Source organism: Pseudomonas sp. B21-010 (assembly GCF_024749325.1).
In the GTDB taxonomy this organism is placed as follows: Bacteria; Pseudomonadota; Gammaproteobacteria; order Pseudomonadales; family Pseudomonadaceae; genus Aquipseudomonas; species Aquipseudomonas kilonensis.
The window spans coordinates 3,352,460-3,378,878 of sequence record NZ_CP087198.1 but is presented as its reverse complement, the minus strand read 5'-3'; the positions used below and the strand labels follow the sequence as shown (position 1 = coordinate 3,378,878).

23 protein-coding genes are annotated in these 26,419 nt (G+C 63.0%); 14 read left to right on the top strand and 9 right to left on the bottom strand.

Going from position 1 to position 26,419, the window contains the following annotated elements:
• Window positions 1–123 precede the first annotated feature (123 nt).
• Window positions 124–1,155, top strand: coding sequence for an Ldh family oxidoreductase (locus LOY50_RS14805; protein WP_214510341.1), 1,032 nt, complete (start codon window positions 124–126; stop codon window positions 1,153–1,155).
• A gap of 100 nt (window positions 1,156–1,255) precedes the next feature.
• Complete coding sequence (locus tag LOY50_RS14800) at window positions 1,256–1,969, top strand: GntR family transcriptional regulator (protein WP_003202123.1); 714 nt, start codon at window positions 1,256–1,258, stop codon at window positions 1,967–1,969.
• Window positions 1,970–2,650: 681 nt separating this feature from the next.
• Here the strand turns inward: LOY50_RS14800 and LOY50_RS14795 are convergent.
• Complete coding sequence (locus LOY50_RS14795; protein WP_253475021.1) at window positions 2,651–3,601, bottom strand: PDR/VanB family oxidoreductase; 951 nt, start codon at window positions 3,599–3,601, stop codon at window positions 2,651–2,653.
• The gene (locus LOY50_RS14790; protein ID WP_253475018.1) at window positions 3,598–4,683 is read right to left on the bottom strand and encodes an aromatic ring-hydroxylating dioxygenase subunit alpha; all 1,086 of its coding nucleotides are present in this window, start codon (window positions 4,681–4,683) and stop codon (window positions 3,598–3,600) included. Before LOY50_RS14790 ends, LOY50_RS14795 begins: the two co-directional genes overlap by 4 nt.
• A gap of 279 nt (window positions 4,684–4,962) precedes the next feature.
• On the opposite strand from LOY50_RS14790, the gene LOY50_RS14785 reads away from it, so the two are divergent.
• From LOY50_RS14785 to LOY50_RS14775, 3 genes are all read left to right on the top strand, one after another.
• Window positions 4,963–5,388, top strand: coding sequence for a heme-binding protein (locus LOY50_RS14785; RefSeq protein ID WP_214510345.1), 426 nt, complete (start codon window positions 4,963–4,965; stop codon window positions 5,386–5,388).
• Between the two features lie 563 nt (window positions 5,389–5,951).
• Window positions 5,952–6,788: an AraC family transcriptional regulator gene (locus LOY50_RS14780; RefSeq protein ID WP_018610404.1), complete on the top strand. Its 837-nt coding sequence runs from the start codon at window positions 5,952–5,954 to the stop codon at window positions 6,786–6,788.
• A 54-nt stretch (window positions 6,789–6,842) separates the two neighbouring features.
• Window positions 6,843–7,445, top strand: a complete 603-nt coding sequence (locus tag LOY50_RS14775; RefSeq protein ID WP_253475015.1) for a LysE family translocator — start codon at window positions 6,843–6,845, stop codon at window positions 7,443–7,445.
• Between the two features lie 62 nt (window positions 7,446–7,507).
• Here the strand turns inward: LOY50_RS14775 and LOY50_RS14770 are convergent, their stop codons facing one another.
• Both LOY50_RS14770 and LOY50_RS14765 read right to left on the bottom strand, forming a co-directional pair.
• Entirely contained in the window at window positions 7,508–8,476 is a 969-nt protein-coding gene (locus LOY50_RS14770) for a class I SAM-dependent methyltransferase (protein WP_258688075.1), read from the bottom strand.
• Between the two features lie 107 nt (window positions 8,477–8,583).
• Window positions 8,584–9,267: a murein L,D-transpeptidase catalytic domain family protein gene (locus LOY50_RS14765; protein WP_214510451.1), complete on the bottom strand. Its 684-nt coding sequence runs from the start codon at window positions 9,265–9,267 to the stop codon at window positions 8,584–8,586.
• Window positions 9,268–9,429: 162 nt separating this feature from the next.
• Here LOY50_RS14765 and LOY50_RS14760 point away from each other — a divergent pair, with 162 nt between their 5' ends.
• On the top strand, window positions 9,430–10,992 hold the full coding sequence (locus LOY50_RS14760) for a murein L,D-transpeptidase (protein ID WP_258688073.1): 1,563 nt from the start codon (window positions 9,430–9,432) through the stop codon (window positions 10,990–10,992).
• A gap of 2 nt (window positions 10,993–10,994) precedes the next feature.
• On the opposite strand, the gene LOY50_RS14755 is transcribed toward LOY50_RS14760, so the two are convergent.
• Window positions 10,995–11,621: an NAD(P)H-dependent oxidoreductase gene (locus LOY50_RS14755; RefSeq protein WP_258688066.1), complete on the bottom strand. Its 627-nt coding sequence runs from the start codon at window positions 11,619–11,621 to the stop codon at window positions 10,995–10,997.
• 86 nt (window positions 11,622–11,707) lie between these two features.
• Here LOY50_RS14755 and LOY50_RS14750 point away from each other — a divergent pair, with 86 nt between their 5' ends.
• From LOY50_RS14750 to LOY50_RS14735, 4 genes are all read left to right on the top strand, one after another.
• Entirely contained in the window at window positions 11,708–12,331 is a 624-nt protein-coding gene (locus tag LOY50_RS14750) for a TetR/AcrR family transcriptional regulator (RefSeq protein ID WP_253475006.1), read from the top strand.
• A gap of 558 nt (window positions 12,332–12,889) precedes the next feature.
• Entirely contained in the window at window positions 12,890–15,451 is a 2,562-nt protein-coding gene (nirB, locus tag LOY50_RS14745; RefSeq protein ID WP_253475003.1) for a nitrite reductase large subunit NirB, read from the top strand.
• Window positions 15,451–15,837, top strand: a complete 387-nt coding sequence (gene nirD / locus LOY50_RS14740; RefSeq protein ID WP_003202074.1) for a nitrite reductase small subunit NirD — start codon at window positions 15,451–15,453, stop codon at window positions 15,835–15,837. The genes nirB and nirD overlap by 1 nt, the downstream gene beginning before the upstream one ends.
• 162 nt (window positions 15,838–15,999) lie before the next feature.
• Window positions 16,000–16,440 carry a CBS domain-containing protein gene (locus LOY50_RS14735; protein WP_003202071.1) on the top strand — a complete coding sequence of 147 codons (441 nt, stop codon included), beginning with the start codon at window positions 16,000–16,002 and terminating at the stop codon, window positions 16,438–16,440.
• 254 nt (window positions 16,441–16,694) lie between these two features.
• On the opposite strand, the gene LOY50_RS14730 is transcribed toward LOY50_RS14735, so the two are convergent.
• Genes LOY50_RS14730 through LOY50_RS14715 form a run of 4 tightly spaced genes read right to left on the bottom strand, consistent with a single transcriptional unit; the run spans window position 16,695 to window position 21,317 of the window.
• Window positions 16,695–17,162 carry a response regulator gene (locus LOY50_RS14730; protein WP_258688061.1) on the bottom strand — a complete coding sequence of 156 codons (468 nt, stop codon included), beginning with the start codon at window positions 17,160–17,162 and terminating at the stop codon, window positions 16,695–16,697.
• Window positions 17,159–19,471, bottom strand: coding sequence for an ATP-binding protein (locus tag LOY50_RS14725; RefSeq protein ID WP_258688059.1), 2,313 nt, complete (start codon window positions 19,469–19,471; stop codon window positions 17,159–17,161). The genes LOY50_RS14730 and LOY50_RS14725 overlap by 4 nt, the downstream gene beginning before the upstream one ends.
• Window positions 19,468–20,136 (bottom strand): response regulator transcription factor, encoded by a 669-nt coding sequence (locus tag LOY50_RS14720; protein ID WP_214510355.1) that lies wholly within the window; start codon window positions 20,134–20,136, stop codon window positions 19,468–19,470. The genes LOY50_RS14725 and LOY50_RS14720 overlap by 4 nt, the downstream gene beginning before the upstream one ends.
• Complete coding sequence (locus LOY50_RS14715) at window positions 20,133–21,317, bottom strand: sensor histidine kinase (protein WP_258688049.1); 1,185 nt, start codon at window positions 21,315–21,317, stop codon at window positions 20,133–20,135. The genes LOY50_RS14720 and LOY50_RS14715 overlap by 4 nt, the downstream gene beginning before the upstream one ends.
• A gap of 173 nt (window positions 21,318–21,490) precedes the next feature.
• On the opposite strand from LOY50_RS14715, the gene LOY50_RS14710 reads away from it, so the two are divergent.
• The 4 genes from LOY50_RS14710 (at window position 21,491) to LOY50_RS14695 (ending at window position 26,386) form a co-directional block, all read left to right on the top strand.
• Window positions 21,491–22,012 (top strand): SgcJ/EcaC family oxidoreductase, encoded by a 522-nt coding sequence (locus LOY50_RS14710; protein ID WP_013693409.1) that lies wholly within the window; start codon window positions 21,491–21,493, stop codon window positions 22,010–22,012.
• 226 nt (window positions 22,013–22,238) lie between these two features.
• The gene (locus LOY50_RS14705) at window positions 22,239–22,748 is read left to right on the top strand and encodes a sigma-70 family RNA polymerase sigma factor (protein WP_253474988.1); all 510 of its coding nucleotides are present in this window, start codon (window positions 22,239–22,241) and stop codon (window positions 22,746–22,748) included.
• Window positions 22,748–23,692 carry a FecR domain-containing protein gene (locus tag LOY50_RS14700; RefSeq protein WP_253474986.1) on the top strand — a complete coding sequence of 315 codons (945 nt, stop codon included), beginning with the start codon at window positions 22,748–22,750 and terminating at the stop codon, window positions 23,690–23,692. Before LOY50_RS14705 ends, LOY50_RS14700 begins: the two co-directional genes overlap by 1 nt.
• A 270-nt stretch (window positions 23,693–23,962) precedes the next feature.
• Window positions 23,963–26,386, top strand: a complete 2,424-nt coding sequence (locus LOY50_RS14695; RefSeq protein WP_258688042.1) for a TonB-dependent receptor — start codon at window positions 23,963–23,965, stop codon at window positions 26,384–26,386.
• Window positions 26,387–26,419 lie beyond the last annotated feature (33 nt).

The following is a 26,419-nucleotide window of genomic DNA, read 5'->3' as shown; positions in this document are numbered from 1 at the left end:
GACCTGCCAGGCCGGGCAGATGCCGTGGACAAGGATTGACAGTGCGCGCCTGAAACGGTGTTTAATCACCCGGCGGGTCCCTTTACGCTGTTGCTACCTCCAACAATCATTCTGGAGCTTCAGATGTCTGCGCCATCCGATCATGCCGCTTCTTGCACCTTGTCTTTCGATGCTCTGGTGAGCTTGCTGGAGAAAATTTTCCTGCGTCATGGCACGTCGACCGAAGTCGCTCGGTGCCTGGCTGAAAACTGCGCCGGGGCCGAGCGTGACGGCGCCCACAGCCACGGGGTGTTTCGCATTCCCGGTTATGTCTCGACGCTCGACAGCGGTTGGGTCAACGGCAAGGCCGTGCCAGTGGTCGAGGACGTCGCTTCAGGGTTTGTCGCGGTGGACGCCGGCAACGGGTTTGCCCAGCCCGCCCTGGCCGCCGCGCGTCCATTGCTGGTGGCGAAGGCCCGCAGTGCCGGTATCGCCATCCTGGCCATTCGCAACTCCCATCACTTTGCCGCCCTCTGGCCGGATGTCGAGCCGTTTGCCTATGAAGGCCTGGTGGCGTTGAGTGTGGTCAACAGCATGACGTGTGTGGTGCCCCATGGCGCGGACCGCCCGTTGTTCGGCACCAACCCCATTGCCTTCGCCGCACCACGGGCTGACGGTGAGCCGATTGTCTTCGACCTCGCCACCAGCGCCATTGCCCACGGCGACGTACAGATTGCTGCACGCAAGGGCGAGTTGTTGCCTCCAGGAATGGGCGTGGACAGCCTCGGCCAGCCGACCCGCGACCCCAAGGCGATTCTCGAAGGTGGAGCGCTCTTGCCGTTTGGCGGGCACAAGGGCTCGGCGCTGTCGATGATGGTCGAGTTGCTGGCGGCAGCCCTGACTGGCGGCAATTTTTCCTTCGAGTTCGACTGGCACAACCATCCGGGTGCCAAGACCCCGTGGACCGGTCAGTTGTTGATCGTGATCGACCCGAGCAAGACCGCCGGGCAAAACTTTGCCGAGCGCAGCCAGGAACTGGTCAGGCAGATGCATGGCGTCGGGTTGCGGCGCTTGCCGGGAGACCGTCGCCATCGCGAACGCAGCAAATCCAATGAGCATGGGATTAGCTTGGACGAACAGACCTTGGCGCAGTTGCGCGAGTTGGCGGGGATTTGAACAACCCGCTGTGGCGGCCAGCCTGGCTGCCACTGCCTTGCCGTGACACGCTGCGCCAAGCCTTCTACTATGACGGCTTCTTTTCTGTGGAATCGCCTGGATGAGTAAGCCCGGCCAAACGGTGCTGGTTGCGCTGCGCAAGATGATCGCCTCGGGCGAGTTGGCCGCTGGCGAGCGCTTGATGGAAATCCCCACGGCCGAGCTGTTCGGCGTTTCGCGCATGCCGGTGCGCATGGCGTTCCGCACCCTGGAGCAGGAAGGGTTGCTGGTGCGCTTCGGCGGACGAGGTTTCCAGGTGCGCTCGGTCAGCGCCGAGCAGATCGCCGGAGCGGTGGAGGTGCGTGGCGTGCTGGAAGGCCTGGCGGCACGGCAGACGGCCGAGCACGGTTTGTCTGAAGAGGCCCGCGCGATACTCGAGCAATGCCTGGTGCAGGGCGATGAACTGTTCGCCAAGGGCTATGTGACCGAGGACGACCTGGAGGTCTATCACGACCTCAACATGCGTTTTCACCAAGTGATCGTCGAAGGCAGCCACAACCCGGCGATTGCCGATGCCCTGGCCCGCAACGATCATCTGCCATTCGCCTCAGTCACCGCCCTGGCGGTGGATCGCCAGAACATGGCCGGCGAATTTCGCCGCTTCAACTATGCCCATATGCAACACCATTCGGTGTTCGACGCCCTGATCAACCGCCAGAGCGGCCGTGCCGAGGCAATCATGCGCGAGCATGCCAACGCGACCCTGCGCTACGCCGAAGTGTTCGGCTCGACGCTGGCTGACGAGCGGATGACGGTGATTCTGCGTTCGGAGTAACCCGCCCGGTTGCAGATAACAGCTGGATTGTCATTCACCACCAATCCCCTGTGGGAGCGAGCTTGCTCGCGATAGCGGTGTCTCAGTCACCATCAATGCTGCTGAGCTGACGCCATCGCGAGCAAGCTCGCTCCCACAATGTCTTCCGGCGATTATAGGAATTCTATTCACCACCAATCCCCTGTGGGAGCGAGCTTGCTCGCGATAGCGGTGTGTCAGTCACCATCAATGCTGCTGAGCTGACGCCATCGCGAGCAGGCTCGCTCCCACAATGTCTTCCGGAAATTATAGGAATTCTATTCACCACCAATCCCCCTGTGGGAGCGAGCTTGCTCGCGATAGCAGTGGGTCAGTCACCATCAATACTGCTGAGCTGACGCCATCGCGAGCAGGCTCACTCCCACAATGTCTTCCGGCGATTATAGGAATTCTATTCACCACCAATCCCCTGTGGGAGCGAGCTTGCTCGCGAAAGCGGTGGGTCAGTCACCATCAATACTGCAGAGCTGACGCCATCGCGAGCAGGCTCGCTCCCACAATGTCTTCCGGTGGTTATAGGAATTCTATTCACCACCAATCCCCTGTGGGAGCGAGCTTGCTCGCGAAAGCGGTGGGTCAGTCACCATCAATACTGCAGAGCTGACGCCATCGCGAGCAGGCTCGCTCCCACAATGTCCTGTGTTAGAGGTCGAGTACCAGGATCGGTGTCTTGGACCTGGAACAACACGGCGTGAACTGGTCGTTGCAGGCCTGTTCAGCCTCGGTCAGAAACATGTCCCGATGCTCAGGCACACCTTCCAGCACACGGGTCAGGCAGGTGCCGCAGACACCTTGTTCGCAGGAGATCGGAATCTCGATGCCATGGCGCTCCAGCGCCTGCACCACACTGCAGTCCGCTGGCACGTCGAACACTTGGCCGCTGCGGGCCAGCTTGACCGAAAAACTGCCATCGGCACGGGTGTCGGTAGGGGCGGCGGCAAAGTATTCGCGGTGCAGGCAGGCTTCCTGCCAGCCCTGGCTCTTGGCGGTGTCGAGAATGTGTTGCATGAACCCGCCAGGGCCGCAGACGTAGAGGTGCCCGTCGTCACTGGGCGCGGCCAGCACCCTGGCGGCGTCCAGCAGGGTTTCAGGTTCTTCATCGAAATGCAGGAAGACCCGGTCGGCATAAGGAGACTGGCGCAGGCGCTCGACAAAGGCTGCACGGTCTCGGGCGCGAGCGCAGTAATGCAGCTCGAACGCCGCGCCGCTCTGGGCCAGGTGCTCGGCCATGCACAGGATCGGCGTAATGCCGATGCCTCCGGCAAACAGCAGGCTGCGCCGGGCTTGCGGGGCGAGAGCGAACAGGTTGCGCGGTTCGCTGATATGCAAGCGCATACTTGGCTGGATCAGCTCATGCAGGCTGCTCGAACCACCGCGGGACGCCGGATCCTTGAGCACGCCGATGAGGTAGCGGTGCCGCTCCTCGGGATGGTTGCACAGCGAGTACTGGCGAATCAGCCCGCCAGGCAAGTGCACATCGATATGGGCGCCGGCGGTGAAGGCCGGCAACAGCTGACCATCGACACGCATCAATTCGTAGCTGCAGATATCGAGGGCTTCGTTGTGTCGCGCCGCGACCTGGACTTCGATCATGACCGTTGCTCCACCTGTTGCGGTTGATGGCTGCTGGCGATCAGCCCGGCCTGTGCTTCCCGTTCCCGTGCGAGCCAGCGCTCCAGTACCCGGCGAGACTGTACGCCGCCAGCGTCGATGTTGAGTTTGAGCAAATTGCGTTGGGGATGGTCCAGCAGGTTGCGCTGCTGGCGTTCGAGCATTTCCAGGTCTTCGCTGAAAATCTTGCCCTGGCCTTCGCGAATGGACGCGGTGAGGGCGTCATCCTGTGGTTGGAAGTGCCGGGCCATGCCCCAGAAGTACCAGATCGACGTCTCGGTTTCCGGCGTGATGAAATCCACCACGATGCTCGACGCCTTGAATTGCGGCGCGGCGTGATAGCCGCCGTTGCCAGCATGGGCCACGCCGACTTCGATCAGCACATGGCTGGGCGGGGTGAAACGGCAGATCTGCCAGCGGTCCACCGGCACGTCGTCGGCCAGGTTGTTGCCGCGCAAAGCCATGCGCCAGAACGGCGGGGGCATGATGTTTTCCATGTGCCGGGCGGTGACCACTTCATCGCCGTCGACCGTGGTCACCGGCGGCGCCTCGTCGATTTCCTTCTGGCCGATGCTCGAGGCATGGACGTAGGTTTCGTGGGTCAGGTCCATCAGGTTGTCGATCATCAGGCGATAGTCGCACTGGATATGGAACAGGCCGCCACCGTAGGCCCACTCATCGCTTTCAGCCCATTCCAGATGATGGATCAGCGCCGGGTCGGCCTGCGCCTGGTCACCGGGCCAGACCCAGATGAACCCATGGCGTTCCTGTACCGCAAAGGTCTTGTTGCAAGGGAAGCCTCGTACCCGTTGCCCCGGCATCTCGACGGTCTTGCCGTCGCAGCCCATCACCAAGCCGTGATAGCCGCACACCAGGTTGCCGTTTTCGACGTAGCCCAAGGAGAGCGGGGCGCCGCGATGGGGGCAGAAGTCTTCCACCGCCGCGACCTTGCCTTCATGCCCCCGGTAAAAAACCATCTTCTCACCACAGATCTGGCGACCCAGGGGCTTGTCGGCGATTTCATCGGGGGTGCAGGCAACGTACCAGGCATTTTTGGGGTACATGAGGGATCTCCAGGCGGATGTTGTTCTTGTCTGTGGATCCATTAACTCTCTTAACTAATTTCGTTGTCAACGATTTTGCCGTGTTTGCGGACAATTGGTTGATGTCGTGGATCCATTGATATGAAGTGGATGTTCGTGTCCCCGCGGTAGATCGCCGGCCCCGGGCTTCAATGAACCGCTGGATGTGCGCTATGGTTCGCAGAAGGAAATATTCCTCGGCTTGCTGGGCGGGCGCCTGATTGTCTCGCGGGCCTCCTGTGGCATAGCACGGAGTGATCCATGAAAACCAAAGCGGTATTGACTGAGCAGGACGTTGCGCAATTGCTGGTGGCGGCCAAGGAGCTGGCTCATCAGCGTCAATGGGCGGTGTCGGTTTGTGTGGTGGACGACGGTGGTCATCCCCTGGGGCTGCTGCGCCTGGACGATGCCTCGCCGTTGTCGGCCTATATCGCCACCGAAAAAGCCCGCACGGCCGCCATGGGGCGGCGTGATAGCAAGGTTTTCGAAGACATGATCAATGGTGGTCGTTACGCGTTTCTCAGCGCTCCGCACCTGCAGGGGATGCTTGAAGGTGGGGTGGCCATTCGTCATGACGGCCAGTGCATTGGTGCCATCGGGGTGTCAGGGGTCAAGGCTGAGCAGGATGCTGAATTGGCTCGTTTGGCGGTGGAGACGGTGTTGCCAGCGATCACTCCGGATGCCTGAGGTGGGATCGGGCGGTTTTGTTGATCGGGTACATATCCATTTTCGCGGTAACGGCGGCTTAGGGTTCCGCTCTTACAGCGGGTCACTTTTGAGAAGCCCGGAAGCCGGCCCAGTCGAAAGTAACCAAAGCGATTTTGCCCACCACTCGGTGCCTCGCCTACGTTCGGCCAGCGTGGTTAACGGGGCGCCTGAGATCAACGTCCACCGCGAGGCGGCCTAGTAGCCGACCTGGTTCTTGGTGGAGACCGCGTTTTTTCTGTGGGAGCAAAGCTTGCTCGCGATGACGGCGGCACATGCAGCATTGATGCAAGCTGACCCGCCGCTATCGCGAGCAAGCTCGCTCCCACAGAGGGATTTGTGCCGAACACAAGTTTTTTGCCCTCTGAAGATCCAGTGTGGGAGCGAGCTTGCTCGCGATAGCGGTGGGGCAGTTACAGATGCATCTACAGACCGAACGCCATCGCGAGCAGACCCGAATGCCACAAGGCTTGCACAAATCTTCCAGACACTCTCCTCATCAGCAGTTAATCTGCCAAGAGCACATTCACCAAGCGGGATAGGGCATGACGGCGCGCAACTGGATCGATCTCAAGCAGGACGCCACGTCCGGGATCGAGACCGTGCGCGCGCATTTCGAGGGGCATGCCTATGATCCCCACTGGCATGACGCCTATCTGGTGGGCGTGACCGAGCAGGGCGTGCAGCAGTTTCATTGCCGCCGCCAGCAGCACAACAGCACGCCGGGCAAAGTGTTCCTGCTCGAGCCCGGCGAGCTGCATGATGGCAATGCCCCCCACGACCACGGGTTTACCTACCGCACGTTGTACCTGGAGCCTCAATGGCTGGAGCGCGAATTGCGTTCCTTGTTCGACGTGGCGCCGGACAACGCCCAGTTGGGGTTTGCCGCGACCCTGACCGACGATGCGCGGCTGGCGAGTGCCACGGCCATGGCCTTCCAGAGCCTGCACGAGCAGGAGATCCGCATCGTGCGCCAGACGGCCCTCGATACGCTGTTGGCCAACCTGACCCAACACCTGCACTGGCGGGCGCGGATCAACCCGGATCCGCGGCTGCCATTGGTGGCGCAGCAGGCCCGGGATTATCTGCACAGTCACCTGAGCGAAGACATCGGCCTGGATGACTTGGCGCAGGTCACCGGCGTGGATCGTTTCCGCCTGACCCGCGCGTTCAAGGCGGCTTTTGGCCTGGCGCCCCATGCCTATCTGATCCAGTTGCGCCTGGCCCGCGCCCGGCGCCTGCTGGCGCGTGGCGAGAGTGCCGTGGCAGTGGCGGCCATGCTCGGTTTTGCCGACCAAAGCCACCTGGGCCGCTGGTTCCAGCGCGCCTATCGCCTGAGCCCGGCGGACTACCGCAAGCGCTGCTCAATTGTTCCAGACTGACCACGGCTTCATGGGGATGATCAAGCCATCGATCATTCACCGAGATGTTGCTCCATGGACCAGTTACTGCCGTTTGCCTTGTTCGCGTTTGTCGCCTCCATCACCCCGGGCCCGACCAATATCCTGGTGCTGAGCCATAGCTCGCGCTTCGGCCTGGCAACCACCTTGCCGATCATCCTCGGCGCCTGCGCGGCGGCGGCCTTGCTGGTGCTTCTGGTCGGCACCGGGTTGGGAGACGTGTTGGCGCGCCATGCCACGATTCAGACGCTGCTCTCCTGGGCGGGCATTGCCTGGTTGAGTTGGATGGCCTGGCAGATTTTCAGCGCCCCGGCCCAGGCCATCGACCCGGATCGGCCGGTCGAAGGCCCGCGGCTGGGACTGGCGGGGGCTGCCGGTTTGCAGTTGGTGAACCCGAAAACCTGGATGATGGCATTGGCGGTGGTCAGCGTCTTCGCGGGGGCGGAGGCCGACCGCACCGTGCGGGTCCTCTGGCTGTCCTTGGCGTTCTTTGCCATTTCGATCCCGTGCATGACCGTCTGGGCCTACCTGGGCCGCGGCGCCGCCAGGTTCTGCCGTTCCGCCGTGGCGATGGGCCGATTCAATCGGGTCATGGCGGTGATGCTGCTGGTGTCGGCGTGGTTGACCTTGGTGGTTTGAGTCTCTAGGGCGCTTGCTCCCGCTGGGCTGCGTAGCAGCCCCTTTTGGTGAGCGCTTCGCACTCAAGCGGGAGCAAGCTCCCTCGCCACGGGCGCCGTCGTCTTGAAGACCAGGGCCTTGAGGCCACACTCCAGATCGACGTCAGGAAATTCCGGCGGATTTTCCAGGCGTTTCTCGAAGACCAGCCCCGGCGCTTGCTGGGTAACGCCGTCGATGAGGAAGTCCGGGCCGGTGGCCGGGTCGTTGCTGCAGGCCAGGACTGTGCCGTGGGCCGTCAGCAGTTCCGGCAGGCGGCGCAATACCCGCTGGTAATCCTTGGTCAGCAGGAAGCTGCCTTTCTGGAAGGTCGGCGGATCGATGATCACCAGGTCGTACGGGCCACTGTTGATCACCTTGCCCCAGGACTTGAACAAGTCGTGGCCGAGGAAACTTACCTGGCTCAGGTCGTGGCCGTTCAGGCGATGGTTGTCGCGGCCTCGGCTCAGGGCCGCACGGGACATGTCCAGATTGACCACATGCCGGGCGCCGCCGGCGATGGCCGCCACGGAGAAGCCGCAGGTGTAGGCGAACAGGTTCAGTACCCGTTTGCCCTCGGCGTTGGCCCGGACCCAGTCGCGGCCATAACGCATGTCGAGGAACAGGCCGTTGTTCTGCTTCTTGCCCAGATCGATCCGGTAGCGCAGGCCACCTTCGGTCAAGGTCCATTCGTCAATGGGGTCGCCCACCAGCCATTGGGTGAGGCTTTGCGGGAGGTAGCGGTGCTGCAACGCCAGTGTATGGGCCTTGCTGTGTTGCCAGGCCGGCGACGTAGTGAGCGCCAGCAGTGTTGCGATCAAATCGTCCAGGTGCGTCGGTTCAGGCTCCTTGAACAGCGAGACCAGCACCACCCCTTGCAACCAGTCAACCGTGATCTGCTCCAGGCCTGGCCAGCAGCGTCCGCGGCCATGGAACAGGCGCCGGGTTTCTTCCGGCACCGATTCCAGGGCGGTCAGCAAATGGGCGTGAAGGGTTTGAAGGGCTACGCAATTCATTCAGGCAACGCCAGGGATTCGAAAGGCCGGCATTTTAACCGCAGGCCACCCCGGCGCAATCCCTGTGGTGAGGGAGCTTGCTCCCGCTCGGCTGCGAAGCAGCCGCATCAACTACCGCTTGTAGCCAAAATGCTGGCAACCTGTTGCGGCTGGCAGTTGAGATAGGCCGAACGCTTGAGCCAACCCGGGTCCGGGTACCAGGAAAACATGAATTGACCGCCCTTGAGCTTGTCGATCACCTGGCGCGCCACCTGCGGGCGTACGGCAGGGCAGCCCTGGCTGCGCCCGATACGGCCCTGGCGCACGCTCCACAACGGGTTCACGTAGTCGGCGGCATGGATCACGATTGCCCGATCACGGGCCTGGTCATTGAAACCCGGCTCCAGGCCGTCCATGCGCAGCGAATAGCCGTGGGTGCCCTGGTAGCTTTCCTGGGTACGAAACAGACCCAGGCTGGATTGGTAGCTGCCCAGGCGATTGGAGAATTGTGTCGCGAAGTTTTCCCCGGATTTTTGCCCGTGGGCCACCAGGTCACGCAATACCAGTTTCTGCTGACGCAGGTCGAAGATCCACAGGCGACGGGCCGTGGAGGGTTGCGAGTAGTCGATGACCGCCAGGTGGCGGGCCTGGCTGGCACCATTGGCGACCGCGCATTGCATGGCGCTCAAGGCACTTTTGAGTGCCAGGGGATTGAGTTCCGGCGCTGCGTGGGCGAGGCTGTTGTAAAGCGTTTGCGAATTCGTCTTCTTTTCGGCCAGTGCCGGGCTGCAAATGACGCCCAAGCCCAGCATGACCAGACAGAATCGGCGCAAAAAGCCCTGTACAGGCGAAGCGTTTCCAGCGTGGTGTTCGTTCGCGGCATCCCGTCCGATTTCGTTTGTTTGCATGATGGCGGGTCGTACCTGTCGCAAAATTCACCGTCAACGAGACGGCCATGGAGTGGAGTAAAGCAGTTGTTCAAAAAGTCCGCATGTTACCTGAGCCTTTTATTGCTCACTGCGCCATTGGTCGCGACAGCCGAAGACAGCGATCCGGCGCTCGTGCAGACCACCCTGGCGCAATTGGCGGTCGCGTGTCCAAAAGTAGCGACGAGTGTCGACTTTCCGACGTTGCTCGACTTGCAGGCGTTCTATCAGCAAAACGCAGGCCAGCAAGCCTGGACGGACGACGAACGACGGATGGCGTTGCAGGTCCAGTTGCAACAACTGGCCGACGACGGCCTGGATCCAACCCGCTACAGCCTGCCGGCCCAGGGGGCAGACCAGGGCGCTCATTGTGTCGACATCGCCATCAGCCAGCGCTACCTGCAAGCCTTGCATGACCTGCGTTTCGGCTATTTGCCCCAAGACCGGCTGGAACCGGTATGGAAGGCCAACCCGCCGCCACAGGACCACCCGGCCGTGGTGCTGGCCATCGCCGGGCTGGGCCTGCAGAACGTCGCCAGTGCCTTTGAACAGGCCCGGCCGAACCTGGACCTTTATCGCAACCTGCGCGGCCTTTATGCCCGCCTGCGGCAACAACCTTTATCCAACTGGCAACCCGTGCCCGGCGGGCCGTTGCTGCAACCGGACAAGCAGGACGCCCGCGTCCCCGCCCTGGCCCAGCGACTGTTCAACGAGGGTTACCTGAGTACACCACCGCTGGTGACCGACGAGCACTACAGTCCCATGCTGGTGGAGGCGATGAAGAGCTTCCAGCTCCAGCATTCGCTGCAGGCCGATGGGGTGGTGGGGCCGTGGACCGTGACCGAGCTGAACATCAGCCCGGCCATGCGCCGCGAGCAGTTGCGCATCAACCTGGAACGCATGCGCTGGCTGGCCCAGGACGTGGAGGCCGATAGTGTCCTGGTCAACGTGGCGGCGGCCCAACTGACGGTTTACCAAGGTGGCGCGCCGGTCTGGCAAACCCGCACCCAGGTGGGCCGTGCGCAACGGCAGACACCGTTGCTCAAGTCCCATGTCACCCGACTGACGCTCAACCCGACCTGGACCATCCCCCCAACCATCATGCGCGAAGACAAACTGCCCGAGATCCGCCGTGATCCGGAGTTTCTCAACCGCTACAACCTGCGGATTCTCGACAGTGAAGGCCAGCCGTTGCTGGCGGAGGATATCGACTGGGAACATCCGGGCAACCTCATGCTGCGCCAGGATCCAGGTCCGAAGAACCCGTTGGGCAAAATGGCGATCCGCTTTCCCAATCCGTTCTCGGTGTATCTGCATGACACCCCGAGCCAGGCGCTGTTCAGCAAAGGCCCGCGAGCCTTCAGTTCAGGTTGTGTGCGGATCGAGCAAGTGATGAGCTTGCGCGACCTGCTGGTCAGCCCGGCCGAACGCGCGCGTACCGATACGCTGCTGGCTACCGAGACGACCCATGAATTCCGGTTGGCCCGGCCCGTGCCGATCCTGCTGGGGTACTGGACAGCACAAGCGGACAGCCAGGGCCAGCCGGTGTACATCCCGGATATCTATGCTCGTGATGCGACACTGTCTGCTGCCCAGGGTCGAGCACTCTGAGGTCACGCGCAGGCGGTGGCGGCGTGTGTGGTCTCGTCGAGCGTCGTGAACAGCCGCTGGCCGATAACGCTGGCGGCCTGCAAATGCTGGTGCGGATCGACGGTTTCCGATTCGAGCAAACGTTGGGAGCTCACCACGCGGGCGCCGCAGTAATCGAAAATGCCATGGTCGATCTGCGTGGTCATCGCCTCACCATAGCCGTGGCGCTGGAAGCTGTCGGCATCGGCGCCGCCAACTGCCACCAGATGCACCCGCAAGTGCTGCAGTTGTTGGACAAACGGCTTGTCGAGGCTGAAATCGAATGCCCAGCCGTTGGAAAACACCCGGTCGATCCAGCCCTTGAGCAGCGCCGGCATGGACCACCAGTAAATCGGATAGACCAGCACCAACGTATCGGCACGATCGATCCGGGCTTGTTCGGCCAGCACGTCCGCAGGCGGCGAGGCTTCGCGGTGGTGAACGGCATGGTCGGCGAAGCTGAAGCGCGGATCGAAGCCTTCGGCGGCCAGGTCGGCGATCTCGAACGTATCGGCGGGGTTGGCGCGGGTGATGCCCTCGGCGATTTTTCCGGCCAGGCTGTGGGTGAGGGAACGAGGGTCGTGGTGAGCCACAACGATCAATGCATGCATGGCGAAACTCCTTCTGGTCACGCAGTCTGTAAGACAGGTATGCTGGGTTAAGTTACGGTTAGTAAGTTACGGTTGGTAAAGTTAGCATGTCAAGCACTGACGAAAATCCGCAGTCTTCACCTCGTCGTCGTTTATCCCGGCATGACCGGCAGCGACAATTACTGGATGTCGCCTGGCGACTGGTGCGGGAGGAGGGCAGCGACGCCCTGACATTGGCCCGGCTGGCGGATCAGGCGGGGGTGACCAAGCCCATCGTCTACGACCACTTCATCACCCGGTCCGGGTTGCTGGCGGCGCTGTACCAGGATTTCGACGCCCGCCAGACCGCGTTGATGGACGCAGCCCTGGACGCCAGCGAAGCCACCCTGCAAAGCCGCGCGACGGTGATTGCTTCGTCCTACGTCGAATGCGTGCTGTTGCAGGGCCGAGAGATCCCTGGGGTGATCGCGGCGTTGACCAGCTCGCCGGAACTGGAACGTATCAAGCGCGAATACGAGGGGATTTTCCTCGACAAGTGCCGTGCCGTGCTGGAACCGTTCGCCGGCACGAAGGGCATCACTCAAGCCGGTTTGCGAGCGATGCTGGGAGCGGCGGAGGCCTTGTCCAATGCCGCCGCCAGCGGGGAAATCAGCGCTGGCGAGGCGAAGGAAGAACTGCTGGTCAGTATCGTTGCGATGGTGGATAGGACCGCCAATATCCCCTCAAACTGAACCACCGCTATCGCGAGCAAGCTCGCTCCCACAAGCTCACCACTTACCCCTGTGGGAGCGAGCTCGCTCGCGATGGCGGCGGCACATCCGGCATCTTTACCCACTGACCGACTGATATCGAGAGCAAGCCTCTCCTGAGGGCGGGCTGCACTTTTATGAAGCCGCAGGCGGGGTGATCGCACCATCGCAAGGCAGTTGGCGGTGCTTGCGAAACGGCGGCGGGCGCCGGTTGGCTTGCGGTGACTGAGCTGGCCTCTTCGCGGGCAAGCCCGCTCCCACAGGGGATTGTGGGTGAACGGGAGGGCGTGAATAAGCGGGGACGCAGGTTTGGCACGCTCGCTGCAAGAGGCTATCCAGGCCCGCCGCGAACACAGTCGAGTGGGCAGCCCCGTCGGTCAACGAAGATCGAGTGCCAGCAGGCCGGGGGACAACGGTAGGTCAGGGCGCAGTCGCCGGGCCGATACCGCACAGAACAGGCAAAGACGCCTGGAACCGCAAGGTTTCAGGCGTCTTTTTTTTGCTTTCAAAATCGTGATGGGCTTTTGTCGGGTGCTTTTTATGAATTCCAACGTTGCTTCTCTGAACAAGCTGCAAACGCTGATCGTGATCGGCAATGGCATGGTCGGCCATCACTGCGTCGAGCAACTGATCGAGCGCGGTGCCCTCAATCATTACCGTGTGCATGTGTTCAGCGAAGAGCCGATGCGTGCCTACGACCGTGTGCACCTGTCCGAGTACTTCTCGGGCCGCGATGCCGAGTCCCTGGCCCTTGGCGAAGCGTCGCTGTACCAGACCCCCGGCGTGACGTTGCACCTGGGTGTGCCGGTGCTGGAAATCGACCGTGACGCGCATCAGGTCGTGACCGCCCATGATCGCCTTCACTACGACAAACTGGTGCTCGCCACCGGTTCCTACCCGTTCGTGCCACCGATTGAAGGTGCCGAAGGCGATTCGTGCCTGGTCTATCGTACCCTGGAAGACTTGGACGCGATCCGCGCCGCCGCCAGCAATGCCCGTCGTGGTGTGGTGGTCGGCGGGGGCCTGCTGGGACTGGAAGCGGCCAATGCCCTCAAGACCCTGGGCCTGGAGGCCCACGTGGTGGAATTCGCCCCCCGGCTGATGCCGGTGCAATTGGATATCCAGGGCGGCTTGGCCCTCAAGGCCCGTATCGAGAAGCTGGGCGTCGGCGTGCACCTGTCCAAGGGCACCCAGTCCATCGGCGCCGGTGAGCAGTACCGTTATCGGATGAATTTCGGTGATGACGATTTCCTGGAAACCGACCTCATCGTGTTTTCCGCCGGCATCCGTGCCCAGGATGCCTTGGCGCGCCAAAGCGACCTGCAGATCGGCCCGCGCGGTGGCGTGGTGATCGACGACCATTGCCAGAGCAGCGACCCAGACATCTACGCCATCGGCGAATGCGCGGCCTGGAACGGCAGCATTTTCGGCCTGGTCGCCCCGGGCTACCAAATGGCCCGCAATGTCGCGGCCCGCCTGTGCGGCGAAAGCGCTGAGGCCTTCACTGGCGCGGACATGTCGACCAAGCTCAAGTTGCTCGGTGTGGACGTTGGCTCCATCGGCGACGCCCATGGCAACACCCCGGGGTCGCGCAGCTTCCAATTCATCGACGAAACCAGCGCCAGCTACCGGCGACTGGTGGTGGACGCCGCCGGCAAGCGCGTGATCGGCGCGGTGCTGGTGGGCGACAACAGCTACTACGACACCTTGTTGCAATACATGCAGAACGGTATCGCCTTGCCCAAGGACGCTGCCAGCCTGATCTTGCCCTCATCCGCAGGCGCCCCGACCCTGGGCCCGGCGGCGTTGCCCGAAACCGCCACCCTCTGCTCGTGCCATAACGTCACCAAGGGCTCGATCTGCTCGGCCATCGACGGTGGCTGCACTGATCTGGGCCAGCTCAAATGCGACACCAAGGCCGGTACCGGGTGTGGTGGTTGCGCGGCCCTGGTCAAGCAAGTGTTCGAGCATGAGTTGACTGCCCGCGGCGTCAGCGTCGACAAGAGCCTGTGCGAACATTTCGCCTACACCCGCCAGGAGTTGTATGCGCTGGTGCGGGTGGAAGGCATCATCAGCTTCGACGAACTGCTGGCCAAGCACGGTCGTGGCCACACCGGTTGTGACCTGTGCAAGCCGGCGGTGGGCTCGATCCTGGCGTCGTGCTGGAACCAGCCGATCATGGACCCGTCCCTGGTGCCGTTGCAGGACACCAACGACACCTTCATGGCGAACATGCAGAAAAACGGCACCTACTCGGTGGTACCGCGTATCGCCGGTGGGGAAATCACCGCCGACAAGCTGATCGCCATCGGCGTGGTCGCCAAGAAATACGACCTCTACACCAAGATCACTGGCGGCCAGCGCATCGACCTGTTCGGCGCCCAGTTGCACCAGTTGCCGGACATCTGGGCCGAGCTGATCGAAGCCGGTTTCGAAACCGGGCATGCCTACGGCAAATCCACGCGCACGGTGAAATCCTGCGTGGGCAGCACCTGGTGCCGCTACGGCGTGCAGGACAGCGTGCAGATGGCCCTGACCATCGAGGATCGCTACAAAGGCCTGCGCTCGCCGCACAAGCTCAAGTTCGCGGTGTCCGGTTGCACACGCGAGTGCGCCGAGGCCCAGAGCAAGGACGTCGGCGTGATCGCCACCGAGAAGGGCTGGAACCTCTACGTGGCCGGCAACGGCGGCATGCGTCCGCGTCACGCCGAGCTGTTCGCCACGGACCTGGATGACGCCACGCTGATCCGCTACATCGACCGCTTCCTGATGTTCTACATCCGCACCGCCGACAAACTGCAACGGACCTCGGTCTGGCGCGAAAGCCTGGAAGGCGGCCTGGACTACCTCAAGGACGTGATCATCAACGACAGCCTGGGCCTGGGCGCCGAGCTCGAAGCGCAGATGCAACTGGTGGTCGACCGCTACGAATGCGAATGGGCCAATGCCCTCAAGGATCCGGACAAACTCAAGCGTTTCCGCACCTTCGTCAACGACGGGCGCGGCGATCCGGATGTTCACTTCGTCAGGGAACGCGGCCAGCGTCGGCCGGTTCACGCCCACGAACTCCACCTGATTCCCGTTACCGAGGAGGTGCTCTGATGAGCCAGTCAAACGTCGTTCGTATTCCTGTCCGCGATGTTGCCCAAGAACCGCTGCAATGGCGTGCCCTGTGCAGCCGCGAGGACCTGGTGCCCAACTCTGGCGTGGTCGCCTGGCACGACGGCAGCCAAGTGGCGTTGCTGTACCTGCCCGAGCATCAGGACAAACCGCTGTACGCCATCGACAACCGCGACCCCAAGTCCGGTGCAAACGTCATCGGCCGTGGCTTGCTGGGCAGCATCAAGGGTGACCTGGTGATTGCCTCGCCGATGTACAAGCAGCATTTCCGCCTGGAAGACGGCCATTGCCTGGAATACCCGGAGCAAAGCCTGCGGGTGTGGCCGGTGCGGCTCAATGGTGATGTGGTGGAGATTGGCGAAGACTGATCTGCGCAATCGCTGCGTTCGTGGTGCTTTTGTGGCGAGGGAGCTTGCTCCCGCTGGGCTGCGGAGCGGCCCCAAGCCTTTGCGGTCGCTGCGCAACCGAGCGGGAGCAAGCTCCCTCGCCACAACAGCGGGTCAGATTTTATTGAAATGTGGGGATGAACAATGAAAACCGCCGCCCAACTGGTAAGACTCAAGAGTGTGCAGAACCAGCAGGTCCACAGCATCGCACCGGAGCAGACGGTGCTCGAAGCGCTGCAGATCATGGCCGAGAAAAATGTCGGTGCGCTGCCGGTGATCGAGGACGGCCAGGTGGTGGGTGTGTTCAGCGAGCGGGACTACGCGCGCAAGATGGTGCTCAAGGGGCGTTCATCGGTGGGGACGACGGTACGCACCATCATGAGCGCGCCGGTGGTCACCGCCGACAGCCAGCAGAGCATCGACCGCTGCATGGAAGTCATGACCGACAGCCACTTGCGGCACTTGCCAGTGCTGGATAACGGGCAGTTGATCGGCCTGCTGTCCATTGGTGACCTGGTGAAAGAAGCGATTGTCGAGCAGGCGGATTTGATCCGGCAGTTGGAACACTACATTCGCGGGCACTAAACCCCGCCGATTCCTTTCACTACCGGATCAAATGAACTACATGGCTTGCAGAAAATACCTGTGGGAGCGAGCTTGCTCGCGATAGAGGTGGACCAGCCGCCATCGATGTTGACTGGCCTGGCCCTATCGTGAGCAAGCTCGCTCCCACAATGGTTTGTGTGCGGCCACTTGATCGTTCCCAACACCACCAAGAACCTCATTTGTTCGTTCGGTGCCGTCCATGCTTCGAGGGCTTCGATGAAACGGCCGTCAGGCTAGACCGGGTCGACGACGGGACGGTGCTGGCGCAACAGTTCGATCTGTTGGGACGGGATCAACTCGCGCAACGCCTTATAGAGCGCACGGGTTTCCAGCAGGTTCCAGATGCGCAGCATGGTTTCCAGCGCGTCCAGGGGTTTGCTGATGAAATCCCGGGCGCCGAGGGCCAGGGCCCGCAGGCGCGTGTCACGGGTCGCGTCGGCGGTCAGCACCAGGATCGGCAGGTAGTCATTGGCCGGGATGCGTCGGTTGAGCTGCTCGAGCACGGCAAAGCCGTCGAACGCCGGCATGTGCAGGTCGAGGATGACCAGGTCCGGCTCGAAGCTGTTGAACAGATCGAGCGTGCGCAACGGTTCGGTGCTGCTCAGCACGTTGTGCAACCCTTCGCGGGCCAGCAGTTGTTCCATCAGGTCCAGGTTGGGGCGCTGATCGTCGACGATCAGAATGCGCAAGTCGCGATTCATGCGGGCTCCGGTAGATAGTGCTCGAGGTGGCCCAGGAAGGCCTGGATATGAATAGGTTTGGTCAGGATCGCCGTGGCGCCGGCGTCATGCAGGGCGCGGTGGGTCAGGTCGCTGGCATCGGCGGTGATCATCAGCACGGGCGTGGCGGCGGTGGCCGGGGACTGGCGCAGGCGCCGCAAGACTTCCAGGCCTTCGAGGTCCGGCAGGCTGACGTCCAGCAGGATCAGTTGCGGGGTGTGCTGGCGAGCGAGGTCCAGGCCCATCTGGCCTTGCATGCTCGACAATAACTGGATGCCAGGGCGGCGTTGCATCAGGGTTTCGATCAGCGCCAGGCTCGACAGGTTGTCTTCGATGCACAGGACTTTGCCGTGATAGTCCACAGGCGAACGTGTCACCGCCAGGGCGGCGATAGGCGGCAAATGCGCGCCAACCACCTGGGTGCCGGGCAGTTGCAGGGTGAAACAGCAGCCGTGTCCGGGCTCGCTGTGGACCTGCAGGTTGCCCTGCATCATTTCCAACAGGCTCTTGCTCAAGGACAACCCCAGGCCAGTGCCTTCGACCTGGGGATCGGCGCCCAGGCGTTCGAAGGGCTTGAACAGTTGGTCCAGCTGTTCCGGGGCAATGCCATGGCCGGTGTCGTTGACGGCGATGCTCACCTGATGGGCCTGGATGCTGACCTCGATGCGCACCTCACCGCCGGGCCGGTTGTACTTGATGGCGTTGGACAGCAGGTTTAGCAGCACTTGCACCAGGCGCTGGCGGTCTGCGAGCACGCCGCTGTCGTCGGGCAGCGCTGGCAGCTCGGCCAAGTGGATTCCGGCGTCGGCGGCCATTGGTGAAACCAAGGTCAGGGCTTCGTGCAGCACCGTCGACAGGGCGATCGGTTCGATGTTCAGCGGCAGGCGCCCGGCCTCGATCCGGGCAATGTCCAGCACCTCGTTGATCAATGCCAGCAGGTGCTGGCCGGCCCGCAGGATGTGGCTGACCTGGGGGCGTTGGCCAGCCGTGGAGTCCATGTCCAGCAATTGAGCGAAACCGAGGATGGCGTTCAGTGGCGTGCGCAGCTCGTGGCTCATGCGCGAGAGAAACTCGCTCTTGGCCCGGCTGGCGCTTTCGGCTTCTTCGCGGGCGGTGCGCAGGGCGATTTCGGCGGCGCGCCGATCAGTGATATCGCGGGTAATCTTGGAAAAGCCGCGCAGGGCGCCGGTGCCATCGTATTGGGCGGTGATGACCACGCTGGCCCAGAAGCGGCTGCCGTCTTTACGGCAACGCCAGCCTTCTTCCATGTAATGACCGTCGCGGGTGGCTTCGCGCAAGGCCATGTCCGGGTGCGCCGGGCATTCCTCGGCCAGGTAGAACAGGGAAAAATGGCGGCCGAGGATTTCCTGCTCGGTGTAGCCCTTGATCCGCTCCGCGCCGGCGTTCCAGGTGGTGACGTAGCCTTGGGCATCCAGCGCGAAGATCCCGTAGTCCTTCACACCATCGATGATCAGCCGCAAGCGCTCCTCGTTGTCGCGCAGGGCCCGCTCGCGTTCGGCGAGCAACTGCCCGGCCTCCACCAGGCGCGTGCCGAGCTGGCCGATTTCGTCCTGCTCCGGCGGTTGCGGCAACAAGGGTTGGCCCAAGGCCAGGCGCTGGGCGTTGCCTTGCACCTGCTGGACCCGGGCGACAATGCCCTTGGACAGGAACAACACTGCGACAATCGCCCCCAGCAGCCCGCACACCGCCGCCAGCAAGGTGGCGAACAACAGGCGCATGCGCGTGGCCGAGGCGGCGGCGCTGCGGTCGGCGAGCAGGGCGTCCTCGCGTATGCGCATGGCGCTGATCTGCTCGCGCAGCACGTCCAGCACCTGTTTGTTTTCGATCAGGATCGCGGTGATGGCTTCTGGGTCGTCGCGCTTGCCGTTGCGCAAAGCGAGCAAACCCTCGAGTTTGTCGGCGATCAGCGGGGTGATGGTCTTGAGATGTTCGCGCATCCTGGCGTCGCGAATGTTGTGATCCAGGCGCTGCAACGCGGCCTGGATCAGCGGCGTGGCCTGCTCGTAGCTGGGCAGGAAATCTTCGCGGCGGGTCAGCAGGTAGCCGCGCACGCTGGCCGCCGCCTCGGCCAACAGGGTATGGACTGTCTGGATATCACCCTGGACCAGCAGCACCCGGCGCACATCTTCTTCGGCCCGGGCGGTCTGGCGTTCGGTGATATAGATCAGCACCAGCGACAGCAGCAGGACCACCAGGGGCAGGGAAATCACCACCAGGGCCTTGCCGCGCAAGGGCAGGTCGGCCCAGCGGCGGGCGGCGAGAAACCTCATGGCCATTGCCCGGAGGGTTGCGCCACCAGGCCCAGGGCAACGCCGCGAACGGCGGCCTGGGTCCGGTCGGCGGCGCCCAGTTTGCCGATGACGCGCTCTACGTGGGCCTTGGCCGTGCCGGGCGCGATGCCCAGCTTTTCACCGATTTCACGGTTGCTGAAACCGCCGGCCACCAGCCCCAGGACCTGGCGTTCCCGGGCGGTCAGGGCCTGGACTTGAGTGGCACCATTCGCACCGCGCTCGGCCATGCGGCGCAGCAGGCGCGCGCTGACCGAACTGTTCAACGCCTCTTCGCCCTGGGCGACCCGTTTGAGGGCGTCGAGCATTTCATCGCGGCTGGCGTCCTTGAGCAGATAGCCGACTGCGCCCGCACCGATGGCGGCTTCGAGGTGGTCGGGGCTGTCATCCATGGTGAAGATCACGACTTTGATTCCGGGCTGGCGCTGCTGCAGGATCCGCGCCGCGCCCAAACCGTTGAGGACGGGCATGCGGATGTCGAGAATCGCGATGTCCGGCTGTAGCCGCTCGCACAGGTCGAGGGCTTCCTGTCCGTCGCGGGCTTGGCCGACGACCTCGAATCCCGGGTTGCCGGCGAGCATGCTGATAAACCCGGTGCGGGTGACTTCGTGGTCATCGGCCAGCAGCAGGCGCAAAGGTGAGTTCATGGGTGTACTCCGTGGGCCGGTAGCGGCACGCTGGCCAGCAGTCGGGTGCCGCCGCCGGGCTGGCTGCAACAGCTCAAGTGTCCGTCCAGCAAGTGCGCGCGTTCCTGCATGGCAGCCAGTCCCAGATGGCAGCTGCCGTTGGTCTCGATGGGTTGTTCCAGGGCAAAGCCACGGCCATCGTCCTCCACTCGCAGGCAAGCGTGGCCATCGTCCACCGCCAACCCCAGGTGCACATGGCTGGCCTGGGCGTGCTTGAGAATGTTGTTGATGCCTTCCTGGGCAATGCGAAACAGGGCGATCTCGGTGTTGCCCGGCAGGCGCGCGGTGCTGTGTTCGGCCCAGTTCACCGTCAGGCCCGCGTCGCGCAGGCGGTCGGCCTCCTTGTCGACGGCTTTGTACAGGCCGAAATCATCCAGCACGTGGGGGCGCAGGCCACCGATCAGTTGCCGGCCTTCGCCGACGCAGCCTTGGGCCAGGTCGAGGATACTTTGCAGCTCGTTCGCCAGTGCCGGCGGTAGCGACGGGCAGCGACCGGCGAAGCCCTGCAAGCGCTGATGCAAACCAGCGAGATTCTGCGCCAGGCCGTCGTGCAGGTCGTAGGCCACGCGCTTGCGTTCGTCTTCCTGGGCGCTGAACAAGCGGTGGACCAACTCGGACATGGTCCGTTCGCGGGCCTGGAGTGCTTCGAGCAGACGGCTGTTTTCCAGGTGCGCCGCCAACAGCGTCGCGAGCAATTGCAGCGATTCGATGTCTTCGTTGTCCGGCGCGCCGAGGGCCACGCTGTTACCCAGCAACAACGCCCCGAACGCTACGCCGTCGGAGGCACGCAACGGCACCCGCAAGACCTGGGGCAGGGCGCTGCCGGGCGACTCCAGCCATTGTGGGCCGGGCGTTTGTGGCTGGGCCAGGTTGGCGAGCAGCTCGAGTCGCTCCGCGCTGCCGTGGCTGGCGAGGGTGCGCAACGGGTGATCCGGCGCCCACTCCAGCAGCAGGCCATGGTCCATGGCCATGAACGCGCACGCCCGTTGCAACGCACGCTGGCGCATGGCCGACAGGGGCAACTGCGTCAGTTCATGGCCGGTGCCCAGCAGCAGGCCCAGGCGCGCGGCACGGCTTTGCGACTGGCGATATTGGCTGCGGATCGCCAGGGCACTGCCGGGGTCATGGGGTGGACTTTGCATGGGGAACTCCAGCGTGGAAGAGGACCGGTCCGGTTCGCGGTGGCGTCATTAGAACGTGTCACCGGCACCGGGCCTATCTGCCGAACGGCATAGGCGATTGGCACCGGTTGGCCGATGGCGAAGGCAGGGAAGGCCGGCAAAGTGGCCCCATTGAAACCCAAAGGAACACTTTGATGAAAATGAAAACCTGCGCCATTGCTGCTTTATTCCTGCTGGCCGCGCCGCTTGTCCAGGCGCTTGAGGCTACGCCTTACGTGTATCGCACGGTGGCCGAGCAGCCCAAGAATGTGAATGACCGCGAGATCGCGGCGCTGTTTGACCGCTGGAACGCCGCGCTGCAAACCGGTAGCGCCACTGCCGTGACCGGCCTCTACGCCCCGGATGCGATTTTGCAACCGACTGTTTCCAACAAGGTGCGCAACACGCCGGCGCAGATCCAGGATTACTTCGAGCATTTCCTGGCCGGCAAACCGGTCGGGCAAATCAACTACCGGGAGATCCGTCACCTGGGCCCCGATGCGGCGATGGACAGTGGTGTCTATACCTTCACGCTGACCCAGGCCGACGGTTCCAAGCGCGAGGTCCAGGCGCGCTACACCTTCCTCTATGAGCGCCTCGATGGCCAGTGGAAGATCATCAACCACCACTCTTCGGCCATGCCTGAAGTGCCGAAGACCTTGCACGCCAGCCACTGATCGCACTGCTCGCAAAAACCTGCCTGTGGGAGCGAGCTTGCTCGCGATGGCGGAGTATCAGTCAGCATCCATGTTTCTGACACACCGCCATCGCGAGCAAGCTCGCTCCCACAGGGTGGGGTGTTTCCGACCCGTTTCTAGACATACTTTGCATAAACAACTTGGATTCCTGCGCGAACATTAATTAGAATCAGTCTCATTTAAGACTTTGCGCAGGCTTCTGGACATGTGTGATGCAGTTACGCCGACGGAGCATTCCCTCCATGCGTTATACCGTGACCACGGTAGCTGGCTGGAAGGCTGGCTGCGGCGGCGCATGGGCAATGCCTGGGATGCGGCGGACCTGCGCCAGGATACCTTCCTGCGGGTGCTTTCCAGTTCCCAGACATTGGCTGACCTGCAAGAGCCCCGGGCTTATCTGCTGACCGTTGGCAAACGCCTGCTGAGCAATTTCTACTCCCGGCGCAATCTGGAACAGGCGTATCTCGACGCCCTGGCGAGCCTGCCCGAAGCCTGCGTACCGTCGCCAGAGCAACGCTGGCTGCTGCTGGAAACCCTGCAAGCCTTGGACGAACTGCTCGATGGCCTGCCGCCCCTGGTGCGGCGGGCTTTTCTCTGGAGTCAACTTGAAGGCCTGGGTTATCGCGAGATCGCCGAACGCCTGCACGTGTCCGAACGCACCGTGAAACGCTACATGGCCCAGGCCTATGAGCATTGCCTGTTGGTGGACTTCTGATGCGCTCGGCCCCTTCACCCGAAGCCCGCGAAGCGGCGCGGGCGGCGGCTCGCTGGTTGACCCTGATGGAGTTCGACGGGGATGCGTTCGACTCGGCGGCCCTGCAACGCTGGCGCGACAGCAGCGCTCATCATGAGGCGGCCTGGCAGAAGGCCCAGCGATTGCGCCAGCGTTTTGCCGGGGTGCCCGCTTCCCTGGGCATGGCGACCCTGGACCGCCCAGTGCTGGCTCGGCGCGAGGTGCTCAAGCGCGCATTGGGCGTCGCCGCATTGGTCCCGACCGCTTGGTTGCTGGGGCGAGAGATGCCGTTGGAGGCCTGGCGCGCTGATTTGCACACCGCCACGGGCGAGCAACGGCGCTGGTCGCTGGTCGATGGCAGTGCGCTGCAACTGAACACCGACAGCGCCGTCGACCTGGACCTCAAGGCGCATCGCCTGGTGCTGGTGCGCGGCGAAATGGCCCTCAAGCTCGCCGGGCGCACGCCGCTGTCCGTTCAATCACCCTACGGGCTCATCACGGTCGGTCGTGGCGAAATCTGTGTGCACCTGGGCGAACGCGATTGCCGGGTGTCGGTGGTCAGCGGCTCGGCGCAACTGCAACCCTTGCGCGGGCCATTGCTGAGCTTGGAAGCGGGCCAGCAGGTCAACATCCAGGATTCAGGCGCGGGGCCAGTGAAGGCGTTCGACGTGGCACAGCTGGGTTGGCGTGACGGCGTATTGGTTGCGCAGGACCAGCCACTGGGGCATTTCCTGCGGGAACTGAGCCGCTATCGCCCCGGGGTGTTGCGTTGGGACGAACCCCTGGAATCCCTGCGAATCACCGGCAGCTTCCGCCTGGACAACACCGACCGAATCCTCACGCTGCTTGCAGCCAGCCTGCCGCTGGACGTGCACATGCGCACTCGCTACTGGGTCACGTTGACACTTCGCAAAAAAATGGCCTGAGGCCAATTGAAGTCGATCTCCCGCTGGGTCTGTAGGAGCTGCCGAGCGAAGCGAGGCTGCGATCTTTCCCCGGGCACTTGAATCTCAAGCGAAAGATCAAAAGATCGCAGCCTTCGGCAGCTCCTACAGTGCACCCCAGCGGGAGCAAGCTCCCTCGCCACAGATGGGGGTGGCTTGCAAGTTTCGCCAGGAATCGAGCCTGAGGCCTGTCCCCTTTTTTTGTCTCGCTTGTCATTCAAGGCAACTGAACAAAAATGAGAGCGCTTTCCAATGTCCGCAGTTGCACCTTTGCGTTTGCGCCCGGCCTTTGCCGGCTGGCGTCCGCTGTTGAACCTGAGCCTTATGCTGAGTTTGAGCGCCAGCCCGTTCTTTATCTCATCGAGCCTGGCCGAAGAAGCCGACCGGCGCAGCTACCAGGTGCCGGCCGGCAGCCTCGGCGCGGCGTTGACCCGGTTTGCCGGGCTGGCGGGCGTCAACCTGTCGGTGGATCCGGCCCTGGTGAGTGGTCGCAACAGCGCCGGGCTTTCGGGTGAGTTTGGCGTAGAGGAGGGGTTTGCCCGGCTGTTGTCGGGCTCGGGCCTGCAATTGCAAGCGGTGGGTGAGCAGGCCTACATCCTGATGCCGGCGCCAGAAGGCGGCAGCCTGCAACTGGCACCCACCTCGATTGTCGGCGCCACGGCGTCGACGGACAGCCCGGCGTATGCCGGTGGACAGGTGGCGCGGCGTGGTTCGCAAGGCTTGCTGGGCTCGCGGGACTTCATGGAAACGCCGTTCAGCATGACCACCTACACCAGCGCTGCGGTCAAGAACCAGCAGGCGCGCACCTTGGGCGACCTGATCGCCAGCGACCCCTCGGTCCGTGCCACCAACCCGGCGGGCGGACGCTTTGAGCAGTTCACCATTCGCGGTTTCAGCCTGTTCAACAGTGATGTTGCGTACAACGGTCTCTACGGCATCCTGCCGACCTACACCATCGACATGGAGATGGCCGAACGCGTCGATATCCTCAAGGGCCCGAGCCAGCTCATCAGCGGTATCTCGCCGCGGGGCAGTGTGGGGGGCGGGATCAATGTGGTGCCCAAGCGTGCCACCGACAAGCCCATCACCTCGTTCACCGGCAGCTATGCCTCCAACAACCAGCTTGGCGGTGCCGTGGATGTCGGTCGGCGTTTTGGTGAGGATGACAAGTTCGGGATTCGCTTCAATGGCGTGAAGCAGGCGGGCGACACCGAATGGGATCACCAGAGCGTGGACCGCGAGATGGCGGTGCTGGGCCTGGATTTTCGCGGTGAGCGCCTGCGACTGTCGACGGACATCGGCCGCACCGAGCGTAATACCGACGCGCCCCAGGAACGCGTGCAGGTGGGCGCCAATACACAGGTTCCTCACGCCAGTGATGTGCGTGACAACTACGCCCAGTCCTGGAGCAAGGCACGCACCAAGGACACCTTCGGCGCCGTGAACGCTGAATTCGACGTCAACGATTCCGTCATGCTGTATGGCGGTGTGGGGGCGCGCAAAAGCGAGCACGACTTCCTTCGGCACAACGTTTCGGTGACCAACGACGCGGGTGACTTCACCGTCCAGCCCCGTGACTTTACCCGTGACGAAAATGTCCGGACGGCCACGGCCGGGGTGCGCAACTGGTTCCATACCGGCCCGGTGAGCCATGAGGTCAACCTGGCGGCCAGCTATTTCTACATGGACTTCGAAAATGGTGGCGCCCGTTACGCCAACGGCAGCAGCAACCTGTATGACCCGGTACAGACCCCGACGCCGAGCAACCCGACGCGACAGGACGACAAGGTCTACACCGAGAACCGCTTCAGTGGCGTGGCGTTGTCCGACACCCTGGGGCTGTTCGACGATCGCTTGCTGCTGACCCTCGGTGCCCGCTGGCAGCGGGTGAAGGTTGACGACTGGACGAATAACGTCAAGGGCGACACCGCCTACGATGAGGAAAAGGTTTCGCCGTCGGGCGGCATCCTGTTCAAGGCGACCGACAGGCTGTCGCTGTATGCCAACTACATGGAAGGCCTGAGCCAGGGCAAGATCGCGCCGTCGACATCGGTGAATGAGGACGAGATTTTCCCGCCATTCATCAGCCGCCAGGTCGAGGTGGGCGCCAAGTATGATGCCGGTCCGTTCGCCGTCACCGCCGCGCTGTTCCGGATCAAGCAGCCGGCCTATGCGACCGACGCGACGACGCGTGTCTTCGGCCCGAACGGCAAGCGAGAAAACACCGGCGTGGAGTTGAGTGTATTTGGTGAGCCGCTGAAGGGAACCCGCTTACTGGGTGGTGTGATGTACATCGACAGCGAACTGACCCATACCACCAACGGCACCTTCGATGGCAACCGCGCACCGGCCACGCCGAAGTACAACGTCAACCTCGGCGCCGAATGGGACGTGCCGACGGTACAGGGCCTGACCCTGACCAGCCGTGGCATCTACTCCAGCTCGCAGTACCTGGACCAGTCCAACACCAAGCAAATCGATTCCTGGGAACGTTTCGACGTGGGCGCCCGCTACGCGTTCAAGGTCGACGAAAAGCACATCACCCTGCGGGCCAACATCGAAAACGTGGCAGACAAGCGCTACTGGAGTTCGGCCGGCGCATCGGATGACAGTGAGGCAGGATTGACGCTGTCGACCCCGCGCACCTACCTGCTTTCCGCAACGGTGGATTTCTAGGCCGCGGTGCCGCTCCAGGGAAGGAGCCGCCTG

Coding starts and splice junctions, on each gene's coding strand:
- LOY50_RS14805 (WP_214510341.1), top strand. CDS start 124: ATGTCTGCGCCATCCGATCATGCCGCTTCTTGCACCTTGTCTTTCGAT.
- LOY50_RS14800 (WP_003202123.1), top strand. CDS start 1,256: ATGAGTAAGCCCGGCCAAACGGTGCTGGTTGCGCTGCGCAAGATGATC.
- LOY50_RS14795 (WP_253475021.1), bottom strand. CDS start 3,601: ATGATCGAAGTCCAGGTCGCGGCGCGACACAACGAAGCCCTCGATATC.
- LOY50_RS14790 (WP_253475018.1), bottom strand. CDS start 4,683: ATGTACCCCAAAAATGCCTGGTACGTTGCCTGCACCCCCGATGAAATC.
- LOY50_RS14785 (WP_214510345.1), top strand. CDS start 4,963: ATGAAAACCAAAGCGGTATTGACTGAGCAGGACGTTGCGCAATTGCTG.
- LOY50_RS14780 (WP_018610404.1), top strand. CDS start 5,952: ATGACGGCGCGCAACTGGATCGATCTCAAGCAGGACGCCACGTCCGGG.
- LOY50_RS14775 (WP_253475015.1), top strand. CDS start 6,843: ATGGACCAGTTACTGCCGTTTGCCTTGTTCGCGTTTGTCGCCTCCATC.
- LOY50_RS14770 (WP_258688075.1), bottom strand. CDS start 8,476: ATGAATTGCGTAGCCCTTCAAACCCTTCACGCCCATTTGCTGACCGCC.
- LOY50_RS14765 (WP_214510451.1), bottom strand. CDS start 9,267: ATGCTGGGCTTGGGCGTCATTTGCAGCCCGGCACTGGCCGAAAAGAAG.
- LOY50_RS14755 (WP_258688066.1), bottom strand. CDS start 11,621: ATGCATGCATTGATCGTTGTGGCTCACCACGACCCTCGTTCCCTCACC.
- LOY50_RS14750 (WP_253475006.1), top strand. CDS start 11,708: ATGTCAAGCACTGACGAAAATCCGCAGTCTTCACCTCGTCGTCGTTTA.
- nirB (WP_253475003.1), top strand. CDS start 12,890: ATGAATTCCAACGTTGCTTCTCTGAACAAGCTGCAAACGCTGATCGTG.
- nirD (WP_003202074.1), top strand. CDS start 15,451: ATGAGCCAGTCAAACGTCGTTCGTATTCCTGTCCGCGATGTTGCCCAA.
- LOY50_RS14735 (WP_003202071.1), top strand. CDS start 16,000: ATGAAAACCGCCGCCCAACTGGTAAGACTCAAGAGTGTGCAGAACCAG.
- LOY50_RS14730 (WP_258688061.1), bottom strand. CDS start 17,162: ATGAATCGCGACTTGCGCATTCTGATCGTCGACGATCAGCGCCCCAAC.
- LOY50_RS14725 (WP_258688059.1), bottom strand. CDS start 19,471: ATGAGGTTTCTCGCCGCCCGCCGCTGGGCCGACCTGCCCTTGCGCGGC.
- LOY50_RS14720 (WP_214510355.1), bottom strand. CDS start 20,136: ATGAACTCACCTTTGCGCCTGCTGCTGGCCGATGACCACGAAGTCACC.
- LOY50_RS14715 (WP_258688049.1), bottom strand. CDS start 21,317: ATGCAAAGTCCACCCCATGACCCCGGCAGTGCCCTGGCGATCCGCAGC.
- LOY50_RS14710 (WP_013693409.1), top strand. CDS start 21,491: ATGAAAATGAAAACCTGCGCCATTGCTGCTTTATTCCTGCTGGCCGCG.
- LOY50_RS14705 (WP_253474988.1), top strand. CDS start 22,239: ATGTGTGATGCAGTTACGCCGACGGAGCATTCCCTCCATGCGTTATAC.
- LOY50_RS14700 (WP_253474986.1), top strand. CDS start 22,748: ATGCGCTCGGCCCCTTCACCCGAAGCCCGCGAAGCGGCGCGGGCGGCG.
- LOY50_RS14695 (WP_258688042.1), top strand. CDS start 23,963: ATGTCCGCAGTTGCACCTTTGCGTTTGCGCCCGGCCTTTGCCGGCTGG.